The sequence below is a fragment of the Ornithinimicrobium sp. INDO-MA30-4 genome (assembly GCF_021535045.1).
Classification (GTDB): Bacteria; Actinomycetota; Actinomycetes; order Actinomycetales; family Dermatophilaceae; genus Ornithinicoccus.
Window position 1 is genome coordinate 2594785 of the sequence record NZ_CP091056.1, and the last position, 13033, is coordinate 2607817.

A 13033-nucleotide genomic window follows, 5' to 3' on the forward strand; every position below is an offset into this window, starting at 1 on the left:
CGAGCCGACTGATGCTCCGCTGGAAAACGAGCTTCCTGAGCAAATGCAGGTGCGTCGCGCTAAGCGCCAGCAACTCCTGGACTCAGACCGTGAGGCCTATCCAGTCACGGTTCCGGTCACTCACACGTTGCGCCAGGTCCGCACCGAATGGGGCCACCTGGGGACCGGCGAGGAGACCCAGGACGCTGTTGGGGTTGCTGGCCGCGTTGTCTTTGTGCGCAACACCGGAAATTGGCCTTTGCCACCTTGCAGGCTGGTGATGGCACCCGGCTGCAAGCCATGCTGAGTTTGGCTGAGGTGGGGGGCGATCAGTTGGCGGACTGGAAGTCTCTCGTCGACCTGGGTGACCACGTGTTCATTGATGGCCGGGTCATCTCCTCGCGCCGCGGTGAGTTGTCGGTGATGGCGAGCCGGTGGCAGATGGCGTCAAGGCGCTGCGCCCGTTGCCGGTCTTGCATAAAGAACTTTCTGAAGAGCAGCGCGTGCGTCGGCGCTACGTGGACTTGATTGTTCGCGATGAGGCGCGCCAGATGGTGATGAACCGGGCCGCTATGGTGCGGGCCATTCGCGGGGTGCTTGAGGCGCATGAGTTTATCGAGGTCGAAACGCCGATCCTTCAGCCTGTTCATGGTGGAGCGAATGCAAAGCCATTTCACACGCATTTGAACGCCATGGACCTGCCGATGACGTTGCGCATCGCGTTGGAGTTGTATTTGAAGCGTGCCGTTGTGGGCGGAATCGACCGAGTATTTGAAATCGGTCGTATTTTCCGCAACGAGGGAATTGATTCCACCCACAGCCCTGAGTTCACGATGCTTGAGGCGTATTTGGCCTATGGCGATCAGCGATCGATGGCTGATCTCACTAGAGAGATGATTTTGGCCGCGGCCGACGCGATTGGGTCTCGCCAGATTGAGACTCCGCGCGGCCAGATTGATCTTGACGCGCAGTGGGAATGGCTGCCCTTCTATCGCGGCCTGTCTGACACGCTCGGCGTTGCTGTCACTGTGCAAACACCGGCAGAAGAGCTCACGGCGCTGGCGAAGCAGCACGAGGTGGACATTGACCCAGTCTGGGATGGCGAAAAGATCGCCATGGAGCTCTTCTCCGAGTTGGTAGAGCCGACGTTGTTGCAGCCCACCTTCGTCTGCGAATACCCCGCGTCAGCGCAGCCCTTAGCCCGGCCGCACCGCACTGAGCCTGGGCTGATTGAAGCCTGGGACCTAATCATTGATGGCACCGAGCGTGGCACCGCCTTTAGTGAGTTGGTCGATCCTGAGATGCAGCGGCAGCGACTGACCAAACAGTCGCTCAAGGCCGCAGGTGGCGACGCGGAGGCCATGCAACTCGACGAGGACTTCCTGCAGGCTCTGGAGTATGCCGCCCCGCCCATGGGTGGGCTTGGGCTCGGCCTAGACCGGGTCATGATGCTGTTGAGCGGTTCCGGTATTCGCGAAACGATTCTCTTTCCTTTGTTAAGCCGGAGGCCTGACTATGGACGCGCTTGCGAACGTTTGGCCCTATGTCGCGGCATTGATCCCCACAGCTGGATTGCTGTTCCTCTTTTGGGTGATCATGAAGCACATTCTTGAGGGCGACAGGCGAGAACGCGCGGCTCAACGTGAATGGGAGAACTCGCGTGCAGCGGCCGCGGAGGAGGACGTTCAAGAGCCGCGGAAGGATACTCCGCAGTAGCATTGTCGTTTGTCGTTTGACGGTCGTAATTAGTGATACTTTTAAGATGTCCTAGACGTTCCATTGCTTGTTGCGCATAGTTATCGCCAACAGGCTCCCGTATTTGATGAGGTTTTAATGGCACAACGTGTGCAAGTGATTCTTGAAGACGACGTTGACGGTTCTGAGGCATCGGAGACAGTTGAGTTTGCTCTCGATGGCGTGACCTACGAGATCGATCTCAATGACGCTCACGCGGCGCAGTTGCGCGATGACTTGGCCAAGTGGGTCGGGCAGGCACGTCGTTCGGGCGGCCGTCGTCAGACTCGCCGTCGCGGGGCTACCGGCGCATCCGGCGCAGGCCGTGAAGAGCTGGCCCGCATGCGTGAGTGGGGCCGCAACAACGGCTTCGCCGTCAGCGACCGTGGCCGTGTCTCGCAGGAGCTGCAGGATGCGTTTGCGGCAGCGAACTAACGGTTCTGCGCGGCAGCGAACTAACGGTTCTGCGCGGCAGCGAACTAACTCGCTGATCTGAGCTATTGGCTAAGGCCCTCACCACACGAATTGTGTGGTGAGGGCCTTTCCTATGCCTGTTCGCGCCTTAGGCCCGTGCGCGCTCTATCGCCTCGGCGAGCGAAACGTGCTGCAGTTCAGCCTTGCCGCTGACCGAATCTTCGATTTCTGACCATTCGCGAGGGCAAGCAACGCGAGGCTGCTCCCGCCCGCGCAGCGACCAGGGGTGATCGTCGTCTTCGCTGCGACATTCTGTGACCAATCCAAAAGACTTTGCCGTCGCGCAGTGCCTTCGTCATCTTCCACAAGATCAGGTCGGGATGCTTGTCGGTGAGGTGCATGGCGAGTGACTTAGCCACAGCGCTGACCTCATGGCTGCCTCGTTGACCATCTAACTCGGCATACATTTGCATGCCTTTGCTGCCACTGGTGCACGGCCACGAGGCCAAGCCAGCCGAGGTCAGCACTTCCCGGACCAACAACGCGACCTGGGCGCATTCCGCCAGGCCTGCGCCGGGGCCAGGGTCAAGGTCGATGACTAGCCGATCGGGGTTCGTCGGTTTGCCGTCTCCATCGACTCGCCACTGGGGAGAATGCAACTCCAGCGAGCCGAGATTGACTAGATAGACCAACGTGGCGACATCACGGACCAGGGGATAGGTCACCCTGGCGCCCCCACGAGAGCCGTGCCCGGTGACTTCGACGCGTGGCAGCCAATCAGGCGCGCCGCTGGGCAGGTTCTTTTCAAAGAAATGGTTGTCGGCAACGCCGTGTGGCCAGCGGATGCGCGTCACGGGTCGGTCTTTGAGTTGCGGCAGGATCCGATCGGCAACACTGACGTAGTACTGCAAAACCTCGCCCTTGGTGGTCCCCGTGGCCGGGTAGAGCACTTTGTCTAAGTTGCTGATCTGGAGGGCTCGGCCATCAACCTCGACCGTGGTGACGGATTTTGCTGGGTTGTTCACGGCGTGACGTCCTGGGGTGTGAGGTCAGTGCGGACTCGTTGGAAAGATGGTTGCCGCAAGCGCCCGCCGCGGGTGGCGCCGAGTGAGGCGACGTCGATGACGAGTGAGGGGTGAAGCCAGCGGGCTCTCGCGGAGTCTTCGGCTGGGATCTGTTGAGCAAAAGGGCTGTGGTCGCTGGCCAAACCCGTTATGGTCGCCTGCAGTGCTCGTCCCGCAGCGCCGCTGAGTCCGCTGCCAACTCGTCCCAGAAAAGTGAGTTGATTTTGGCTAGCCGAAGGTGTCCCCACCAGAAGGCCACCGAGCACCTGGCGCCCCATCTCAGGGCGCCAGCCGCCGATGACCACGCTTTGGGTCCGTCGATGGGGGAACTTCAGCCAGTCTTCGCTGCGCTGGCCGGAGTAGTAGCGCGAGGTGACCCTCTTGGAGACCACGCCCTCAAGGCCCTGCTCAGCGGTGGCTTCCAAGAGTTGCTGCCCATCGGCATACGTGGGTGGCACTTGCCAGTGACGGGCCGGTGGGATGAGGTCCTCGAGCAATCGCCGCCGGTCGGCCCAGGGCAGACCGCTCAAGTCCATCCCATCAAAGCGCAAGAGGTCAAAGATCATGAAGGTCGCTGGGCGGCTGGCTGCGGCTTGGGCCGCTGATGTCACCGACGAGTGGTGGACCCGGTCCACAATGTGGAAAAGTCCGGCTTGCCGTCAATCAGGGCCACGGCCTCACCATCGAGCAGCATGTCGGAGGCGAGGCTCTGCAGACCGGCAAACTCGGGGAATCCCACCGACACATTGCGGCCAGAGCGGGACGTGGCGACGAGGCCATCGGCCCCGATATCCACCAGCAACCGCACGCCGTCCCACTTCACTTCGTGGCGCCACCCTGCACCTTGAGGCACCAATACTGGGCCCGCTGCAGCACCGGGAGTGGCGAGCATGGGTCTCATGGGTCCATCCTGAGGGGTGCGAGCTATTTGGAAGGGCGCAGTGTCGTTCGGGTTGGTTAACGTCCCGGTGCGACTTTACTCGGCGACCGAAAACCACGACTTGAGTTTCCACCAGGTACGAGCCAGCGATGGCAGCCGGATCAGGCTGCGGCGGATCGCGCAGGCCGACGGGGAGGAAGTGGCCTACCGCGACATCGCGAAGGCGTATGAATCAGAGGACGGCCAGACGGTTGTGCTGACCGATGAGGACTTTGCGTCGCTGCCTAACCGCAGCTCCAAAGAGATCGCGGTGGAGCGGTTCGTGCCGGCCAGCCAGATCGACCCGATTCTGTATGACAAGCCGTATTACATCGAGCCCGATGCGCTGGGTGCCAAGGCGTATGCGCTGCTGCGCGAATCTCTGCGCGATAGTGACCGCGTCGCGATCGTCACCGTCGCTATCCGCAACCGGATGACGATCGCGGCCCTGCGGGTCAAAGATGATGCGATCCTGCTGCAGACCTTGCTCTGGCCCGACGAGATTCGGGCGACCAAAGAGCTCAACCATCTCGACACCGACACCGAGCCCAAAGAGTCCGAAGTGGCGATGGCTCGGATGCTGATCGAGTCGATGGCCGGCGACTTTGAGCCTGAGGACTACGAAGACGACTATCAGCAGGCGGTCGAGGCGCTGGTGAAGTCCAAGATCGAGGGCGGAGACACGCAAACCAAGCCGGCAGCCGACGCTGAGGACGACGGCGGTGAGGTTGTCGACCTGCTGGCCGCCCTGCAGCGCAGTGTCGATCGGGCTAAGGCCAGCCGCTCAGACGACACCAGCAGCACAGACTCGAAACGGGGTGACGTCGCTGGCCGCTCCCGCCGAGGCCGCGCTGCCAGTGCCCGTCCATATTGGTTGCCAGGGCCACCCAGGTGCCGGCTCGCAGTTGACCTTTGACGATGTCCTTACCGGGCGGCGGCAAGTGGGCTGGCGGCGTGCGACGCGTGATGCGCAGAGCGCCGGGACGCAGGCTCCACCCGCGGTCGCTGCAACCTTTGTCGCCCAGTGGAGCCTGCAGGTGTTGGTGTCAGCCGCGATCGTGGCGAGTCACCTCGGCAAGGCGCCCGGCGTGATCACCGACGGAGCGACGGTGTCATTACACCCGCGCACGTTCTTCCCGCGGGTCCTCTGCCTGGCGAAGGAGCCTGGAAGCAACACCGCACGCAGCCAGGCTTGGGCGGCTCCTGCAGAGCGGGCATACCGGGAGTGGGCCGCGCAGTTCCTTGCTGGCTATCGCCCTGAGGCGGCGATGAGCAGCAAGCAGCGACTCGGATTGGTCGAGGACGTGTGGAATGCGGCGGCCCAGCCAAGCGCTAACACTGGGGCAGGCCGCCAAGCCTGCTGTTTTATCTTCGCGTTGCCAGGTGCAAGCGAGTGCGCAGGATGTCCCCGACGTCGCTAGGCGCCGTTAATTTCGCCTGATTCCCTCCAGCGCCTTATGCCGTGGGCGAACATAGGCTCATATTGGGCCTGAATGTGGAACAGTCCTGCGCAAAGCGGCGTTGAGCCAGTCAGACGCACATACCATCGAGGTATCTCGAACGTCAGGAGAGACCATGTTCGAACGGTTTACCGACCGGGCCCGCCGGGTTGTAGTTCTCGCGCAGGAAGAAGCGCGAATGCTCAACCACAACTACATCGGCACCGAGCACATCTTGCTCGGCCTGATCCACGAGGGCGAAGGGGTCGCCGCAAAGGCCCTTGAATCCCTCGGCATCTCACTAGATGCTGTCCGCAACCAGGTGCAAGAGAGCATCGGCCCCGGCCAGCAGTCCCCAACCGGGCACATTCCTTTCACGCCACGTGCCAAGAAGGTGCTGGAGCTTTCCCTCCGTGAGGGTCTGCAGTTGGGTCACAACTACATCGGCACCGAGCACATCCTGCTCGGCCTCATCCGCGAAGGCGAGGGCATGGCTGCCCAGGCGCTGATCGCTTTGGGTGCCGACCTCAACCGCGTGCGCCAGACCGTGATCCAGTTGCTGTCGGGCTACCAGGGCAAGGAGGCCGCCTCCGCTGGAGTTGGCGCCGGAGCCCAAGAGGGCCAGCAGGCTGGCTCGTTGGTGCTTGACCAGTTTGGTCGCAACCTCACCCAGGCTGCCCGCGAGGGCAAGCTTGACCCGGTGATTGGCCGCTCCAGCGAGATTGAGCGCGTCATGCAGGTGCTGTCGCGCCGCACCAAGAACAACCCTGTCCTCATCGGTGAGCCCGGTGTTGGTAAGACCGCTGTTGTTGAGGGTCTCGCTGCCGACATCGTGCGCGGCGAGGTGCCCGAGACGCTGCGCGACAAGCAGTTGTACACCTTGGACCTCGGTGCATTGGTTGCCGGTAGCCGCTACCGCGGTGACTTCGAAGAGCGCCTGAAGAAGGTTCTCAAGGAGATCCGCACCCGTGGCGACATCATTCTGTTCATCGACGAGATTCACACTCTGGTCGGTGCAGGTGCAGCCGAGGGCGCAATTGACGCTGCCAGCATCCTGAAGCCGATGTTGGCTCGTGGTGAGCTGCAGACCATTGGTGCCACCACGCTGGATGAGTACCGCAAGCACATTGAGAAGGACGCCGCTCTTGAGCGTCGCTTCCAGCCGATTCAGGTCAATGAGCCGACGCTGGCGCACGCCATCGAAATCCTCAAGGGCCTGCGCGACCGTTACGAGGCACACCACCGCGTTTCGATCACCGACGGCGCATTGGCTGCTGCTGCCAACATGGCAGACCGCTACATCAACGACCGGTTCTTGCCGGACAAGGCCATCGACTTGATCGATGAGGCTGGTGCGCGCTTGCGCATCCGTCGGATGACCGCTCCGCCAGACCTGCGCGAGTTCGACGACAAGATCGCGGCCGCCAAGTTGGAGAAGGAGTCGGCCATCGACAGCCAGGACTTCGAGAAGGCAGCACGTCTGCGCGACGAGGAGCACAAGCTCACCCAGGCGCGCGCTGCTCGTGAGAAGGAATGGAAGGCCGGCGACATGGACGTCGTTGCCGAGGTCGACGAAGAGCTGATTGCTGAGGTGCTTGCTGCATCGACCGGCATCCCGGTCTTCAAGTTGACCGAGGAAGAGTCCAGCCGTCTGCTGCACATGGAAGACGAACTGCACAAGCGCATCGTTGGTATGGACGAGGCCATCAAGGCAATGTCTCAGGCCATTCGACGCACTCGTGCTGGTCTGAAGGACCCGCGTCGTCCTGGTGGCTCGTTCATCTTCGCTGGTCCGACCGGTGTTGGTAAGACCGAGTTGGCTAAGGCACTCGCCGAGTTCCTGTTCGGTGACGAGGATGCCCTCATCACCTTGGACATGTCGGAGTACTCCGAGAAGCACACGGTGTCTCGTATGTTCGGCTCGCCTCCCGGCTATGTCGGCTATGAAGAGGGTGGCCAGCTCACCGAAAAGGTGCGCCGCAAGCCGTTCTCGGTGGTGCTGTTCGATGAGGTCGAAAAGGCCCACCCGGACATCTTCAACTCGCTGCTGCAGATCTTGGAAGACGGTCGCTTGACCGATTCCCAGGGACGTGTCGTCGACTTCAAGAACACCGTCATCATCATGACGACCAACTGGGAACCCGCGACATTGCCAAGGGCGTCTCGTTGGGCTTCAGCCCCGGCGCAGACTCCAGCAGCGACTACGACCGGATGAAGAACAAGGTGACGGATGAGCTCAAGCAGCACTTCCGCCCCGAGTTCCTCAACCGTGTTGACGACACCATCGTCTTCCCGCAGCTGACTCAGGTCGAGATCGAGCAGATCGTGGACCTGATGATCGCCAAGGTCGATGTCCGTCTGAAGGACCAGGACATGGGCCTGGAGATCACGCCGGCTGCCAAGGCACTGTTGGCCAAGCGCGGGTATGACCCGGTCTTGGGTGCTCGTCCGCTGCGCCGTGCGATTCAGCGCGACATCGAAGACCAACTGTCCGAGAAGATCCTCTTCAAGGAGATCAGCGCTGGCCAGATCATCTTGGTCGACGCTGTCGGCGAGGGTAAGAAGGCTGAGTTCACGTTCAGCGGCACCGACAAGTCGGAGTTGCCAGATGTGATCGAGGTTGAGGAACTGCCCTCGGAGTAGTTCTGCACTGAATAGACATCGAAATGGCGGGCCCGGAAACGGGCTCGCCAATTCGGCGTTTTGGGCCGCGTCAAGTTATGTGCGGCCCATAGGTTGTCGCTATGGTCAAAGCGTGTCCCTCTCCTGATTGAAGCCGTCGACCGCAACGCCTACAACGCTGTTGTGGCGCAGATGCCCATCACGAGCCCGCTGCAAAGTTGGGGCTATGGCGAGGCGCGGAAGGTCATCGGCCAAGAGCCGATGAGGTTCTTCATCCGCCGAGACGGCGAGACCGTTGGCGCGATCCAGTTGATCCGCAAAACGCTGGTCCCCGGTGTGGCCACACTGTACGCCCCCGCGGCCCGGCGCTGCAGACGCTGGACGATTTGCCCGAGGTCGCCAAGGCAATCAAGAAGATTGCCCGGCGCACCGATATTCACGTCAAGATTGAGCCTTCAGTGCCGATCTTGGCTGGGACCGAAGCCACCCAAACGGACCTTGACGAAGAGCAGTCGGTGATTCCGGCCGCTCTGGGACCGTTCAAGCGTGGTGTCGCCGAGCAGCCAGAGCACACCATCTTGGCCGATCTCAGTGCTAGTGAAGACGAACTGTTTAACGGCCTGCACAAAATGGCCAGGCGCAACGTCCGTGGCTCGCAGCGCATGGGCGTTGAAGCGGGGCGCGATGACGACTTCGAGGGCTTCTGGGACATCTTCACGGCGACCAACGAGCGTGCCCAGTTGGGCTCTTTCCCGCGGGCCTACTACGAAACGCTGCTGCGTGAAGCGAATGGCGATGGCAGTGAGGCATACATCGTGCTGTCCCGACATGAGGGCCGACCGCTAGCCGGGGGCATGTTCCTCGCTATCGGTGACTCAACCTGTTACCTCTATGGCGGTTCGATCCGTGATGACCGCCCGCCGCTAGAGGGGCAGAAGCGCAAGGATACCAAGGCCCCTGACGCGTTCTACTGGGAGTCGATGCGGGATGCCAAAGCGCACGGCTACACGACGTTCGACTTCTGGGGCATCCCGCGTTTGTTGGATGAATCCAAGCACTCGTACGGCGTGTTCAAGATGAAGTTGAAGTTCAGCACCAAGCGCTACTGGTACCCGGCCTATGACTTGGCGCTCAGCCCGGTCAGCCCAGTGCTGCAAAAGGCACTGAAGGTGCGCAAGCAGTATGTGAACTATCGCTCGCGCGGCACCACTGACGACATTCTGTGACTTAACCGGGGAGCCGGTAATGCCCTGCGGGAGCTTTCTCGAGTAGTTGATCCGCAAGGAGCGATGCCACACAGCGCTCGCGCTGCTCGGCATCGGCCCAGGCTAGCGAGAGTTGCTCGGCCGGGATTGGCTGATCGCGTGATCGCAGCACCTGCAGCAGGGCACCTCTGCATTGGCGATCGGTGCCATCCCACGCTTGCCCCTTGCGCGGCGGGCCGGCATAGGGCGGATAGCCTGCAGCCCGCCATGCGCAGTGTGAGCGAATCGGGCAGACATCGCACTCGGGGAGCGAGCCTTGCAGACGAGAGCGCCCAACTCCATGACGCCAGCATTCCAAGCGGCAGCACGTTCGCGATCAGCCGGGACGTTCTCGTGGGCCAATCGCATTTCGGCGCGGTTGAGGCTCATTGCTGGCAGGGCCTCACCGCTGCGAGCCCGAGCCAACACACGGCGGACATTGGTGTCCACGACGGTGGCTGGGTCGCCAAAGCAAAGGCGCTGACCGCGGCTGCGGTGTATTCACCAATGCCGGGCAACGCGCGCAACTCGACGGGGTCGCGGGGCACACGGCCGTCGTGATCTTGGGCGATCAAGGTTGCTGCGGCGTGTAGGCGAAGGGCCCGGCGTGGATAGCCCAGTCGGCCCCAAGCGCGGACTGCTTCGCCGGAGCTTTCGGCGGCGAGATCACCGGGGTTGGCCAACGGGCCAGCCATTCGTGCCATACCGGCAAGACCCGCACCACGGGAGTTTGCTGCAGCATGATTTCGCTGACGAGAACACCCCAGGGCGAGCAGTCGGCCGCTCGCCACGGCAGGTCGCGGGCAGCTCGGGAAAACCAGTCGAGCACTTCAGATTGAAGTTGCTCCTCAACTGCGGAAGTCACACGTAGCGCTCGAGGATGCTGGTCTCGGCCAGTCTGGAAAGCCCTTCGCGGATGGTGCGGGCGCGGTGTTCGCCCACCCCATCGACCTGAGTAAGGTCGCCAACGCCAGCGGCGAGCAGCGCCTGCAACGTGCCAAAGTGGATGATCAGTCGAGTAGCTACGGCGATGGGCAAGCGGGGCACCTTGCCCAGGAGACGGTAGCCGCAGGGCGACACCGATGTGTCGAGAGCGTCGCTTTGAGCAGAGAAGCCCATACACCGAGCGACTTGGGCCAAGTCGAGCAGGTCGGGACCAGAAAGCCGACCCAGGCAGGCCAGGACCTCGCTGGGCGAGCGCTGCGCGCCACCTTGGCCGGTGTAGTCGCGGGCGACCAACTCACGGTCATTGCCAATCCCGCCGGTGAGCTCGGCCAATTGCAGGCTGATGAGGCGTCCATCGACGCCCAACTCCACGGCGTACTGCTCGATCTCACGGCTGATGCGGCTGACCATCTCGAGGCGTTGCAGCACACTGGCGACATCACGCACCGTGACCAAGTCTTCGATCTCCAGGGCTGACAAGGAGCCCGCAACCTCATCAAAGCGGGAGCGGTAACGCTCTAGGGTCTGCAGGGCTTGGTTAGAGCGCGCCAAAATCTGACCTGAGTCTTCAAGGACATAACGAACGTCGCCGACGTAGATAGCAACGATGGCCATCGACTGGCTGACTGACACCACTGGGTGACGAGTCTGTTTGGCCACTCGCTCTGCGGTGCGGTGCCGGGTGCCGCTCTCGCGCGTCTCGATCGTGGGGTCGGGCACGAGTTGGGTGGCTGCGCGGACGATTTTGCTGCCGGCACGGTCGAGCACGATCGCGCCGTCCATCTTGGCTAGCTCACGCAAGCGGGTAGCAGAAAACTCGATGTCTAACTGGAAGCCACCCGTGCTGATGGCGGTGACGGCGTCGTCGTCGCCCAAGACGATCATGGCGCCGGTGCGCCCTCGCAAGATGCGGTCCAGCCCGTCACGCAAATCGGTGCCGGGGGCAATAGCAGCAATGACCGAGCGCAGGACTTCCTGGTCTGTGGGCCCTTCGTTGCTCATCCATCCCCGCTTTGCCGTGACGCTGTGTGCGAATAATGCCGTCGAAGAGTGATCGGAGCCCACACAGTATTGCTGCAATCGTACCGGCCCGTAACTAGTGGGCCACGTGCGTAGCGGTCACGATCCGGTTAAGCCCAATTGAATCGCCTCGGGCAAGGTGCTGGCCTCAATCACTCGCATGTTTTTAGGCGCGTCGCCCTCGGACATCGAGCCAGCGGGCACGATGGCTCGGCGATAGCCAATCCGCGCTGCCTCAGCGAGTCGCCGGGGCGCTCCGGTGACTGGGCGAAGGTCGCCCGCCAGCCCCACTTCCCCGAAGGCCACGAGGCCCTGGGGGAGCGCGCGATCAAGCTTGGCGCCGGCCACCGAGAGGGCCACAGCCAAGTCCGTCGCAGGCTCGCCTAGACGAACCCCGCCGACCGTGGAGGCATAGCAGTCAGCCCCGTTGACGTCGAGGCCTGCACGGCGGGTGAGCACGGCGAGCACCATGGCCAACCTTGAGGAATCGAGCCCACTGGTGGTGCGCCGGGGCTGCCACCGGTGGAGTCGGTCACCAGAGCTTGAACCTCTGCAACCAGGGCCTGCGGCCCTCTAAAGTCACGGTCACACACGTCCCCGCCACGGGGCGATCTCGGCTGGTGAGAAAGAGTGCACTGGGGTCGGCGAGCCCAACAATGCCAGTATCGCCCATGTCGAAACAGCCGACTTCATCGGTGGGGCCGTAGCGGTTCTTAATTGCGCGCACCAAACGCAACCGCGAGTGACGCTCACCCTCAAACTGAATCACCACATCGACGAGGTGCTCTAGGGCTCGAGGCCCGGCAATTGAGCCGTCCTTGGTGACGTGGCCGATTAGCAGCGCGGAGATGTTGTTGGCCTTGGCTGCCTGAATCAAAGCGGAGGCAACCTCGCGGATCTGCCCCACGTTGCCAGCAGCGCCATCGATCTGGGAACTGGCCAAGGTCTGAACTGAGTCGACCACCAGCAGGCTTGGATTAACTTGATCCAGCAAGCCCAGAGCTGCGCCCAAATCAGTCTCTGATGCGAGAAACAAATTCGGTGCTAGCGCATCAATGCGCTGTGCTCGGAGTTTGACCTGAGCCGCGGACTCTTCGCCTGACACGTAGAGAACAGTGTGTCCGGCACGCGCAGCCCGTGCCGCCACCTCGAGGGCCAGAGTGGACTTGCCAATGCCAGGCTCCCCAGCCATGAGGAGCACTGCACCTGGCACCAGGCCGCCGCCCAATACGCGATCAAACTCGCCGACTCCTGTGCTGGTGGCCCTGGCGACGTCAGCGTCGACGTCTGCAATCGGCAGTGCCGGGCGTGAAGGGGCTGCAGCAGCCGTGCGGACAGTCATGGCGTTTGTCTCGCTGACGGTGCCCCACGCTTGGCACTCGCCACACTTGCCGACCCATTTCAGGGTGGTCCAACCGCAGTCAGTGCAACGAAAGCTAGGGCGTGCGGATGATGAACGTGAAGCCATAGTTAGAGACTAGGTTCAGCCACCGACATACCTTGCTCCGGCCCTTCGAATTTTGCTAGGCAATGAGGAGCGCCTGAATGAGGTCGCTGCAGATGCCAGGAGGCTTAAGCCTTCAGGGCTGCTTCGGTAGCGTGGTGGACAAACACGGGTAGCAAAGTGCGTCCATTGGGCGCCTTCCTGGCATG

The 13033-nt window shown here is 62.2% G+C and carries 8 protein-coding genes and 4 pseudogenes; 6 read left to right on the plus strand and 6 right to left on the minus strand.

Features of this window, described 5'->3' with window-relative positions:
• Window positions 1-43: 43 nt before the first annotated feature.
• Together lysS and L0A91_RS15720 are read left to right on the plus strand one after the other, a co-directional pair.
• Window positions 44-1478: pseudogene (gene lysS, locus L0A91_RS15715) on the plus strand (lysine--tRNA ligase); the annotation flags it as partial.
• 334 nt (window positions 1479-1812) lie between these two features.
• On the plus strand, window positions 1813-2148 hold the full coding sequence (locus L0A91_RS15720; protein WP_220121302.1) for an Lsr2 family protein: 336 nt from the start codon (window positions 1813-1815) through the stop codon (window positions 2146-2148).
• A 176-nt stretch (window positions 2149-2324) separates the two neighbouring features.
• Here L0A91_RS15720 and L0A91_RS15725 read toward each other — a convergent pair whose 3' ends face one another.
• From L0A91_RS15725 to L0A91_RS19335, 3 genes are read right to left on the minus strand one after another with little or no spacing between them, the layout of a single operon-like run.
• The gene (locus tag L0A91_RS15725; RefSeq protein WP_311197876.1) at window positions 2325-3152 is read right to left on the minus strand and encodes an ATP-dependent DNA ligase; all 828 of its coding nucleotides are present in this window, start codon (window positions 3150-3152) and stop codon (window positions 2325-2327) included.
• Complete coding sequence (locus L0A91_RS15730) at window positions 3149-3802, minus strand: hypothetical protein (protein ID WP_311197877.1); 654 nt, start codon at window positions 3800-3802, stop codon at window positions 3149-3151. The genes L0A91_RS15725 and L0A91_RS15730 overlap by 4 nt, the downstream gene beginning before the upstream one ends.
• A complete protein-coding gene (locus L0A91_RS19335) occupies window positions 3799-4092 on the minus strand; it encodes a hypothetical protein (protein ID WP_311197878.1) in 294 nt (97 codons plus the stop codon). Before L0A91_RS19335 ends, L0A91_RS15730 begins: the two co-directional genes overlap by 4 nt.
• A 40-nt stretch (window positions 4093-4132) precedes the next feature.
• Here L0A91_RS19335 and L0A91_RS15735 point away from each other — a divergent pair, with 40 nt between their 5' ends.
• The 4 genes and pseudogenes from L0A91_RS15735 (at window position 4133) to L0A91_RS15755 (ending at window position 9397) form a co-directional block, all read left to right on the plus strand.
• Window positions 4133-5026, plus strand: coding sequence for a Ku protein (locus L0A91_RS15735; RefSeq protein ID WP_235245250.1), 894 nt, complete (start codon window positions 4133-4135; stop codon window positions 5024-5026).
• Entirely contained in the window at window positions 5016-5531 is a 516-nt protein-coding gene (locus L0A91_RS15740) for a (2Fe-2S)-binding protein (protein ID WP_235245251.1), read from the plus strand. The genes L0A91_RS15735 and L0A91_RS15740 overlap by 11 nt, the downstream gene beginning before the upstream one ends.
• Before the next feature lie 154 nt (window positions 5532-5685).
• Window positions 5686-8192, plus strand: a pseudogene (locus L0A91_RS15745) (ATP-dependent Clp protease ATP-binding subunit).
• 365 nt (window positions 8193-8557) lie between these two features.
• A complete protein-coding gene (locus tag L0A91_RS15755; protein WP_235245252.1) occupies window positions 8558-9397 on the plus strand; it encodes a peptidoglycan bridge formation glycyltransferase FemA/FemB family protein in 840 nt (279 codons plus the stop codon).
• A 1-nt stretch (window position 9398) separates the two neighbouring features.
• On the opposite strand, the pseudogene L0A91_RS15760 reads toward L0A91_RS15755, so the two are convergent.
• The 3 genes and pseudogenes from L0A91_RS15760 to radA form a co-directional block, all read right to left on the minus strand.
• Window positions 9399-10280: pseudogene (locus L0A91_RS15760) on the minus strand (A/G-specific adenine glycosylase).
• Window positions 10277-11362 carry a DNA integrity scanning diadenylate cyclase DisA gene (disA, locus tag L0A91_RS15765; protein WP_235245254.1) on the minus strand — a complete coding sequence of 362 codons (1086 nt, stop codon included), beginning with the start codon at window positions 11360-11362 and terminating at the stop codon, window positions 10277-10279. The pseudogene L0A91_RS15760 and the gene disA overlap by 4 nt, the downstream one beginning before the upstream one ends.
• 117 nt (window positions 11363-11479) lie before the next feature.
• Window positions 11480-12848 (minus strand): annotated as a pseudogene (gene radA, locus L0A91_RS15770) (DNA repair protein RadA).
• Between the last annotated feature and the right edge of the window lie 185 nt (window positions 12849-13033).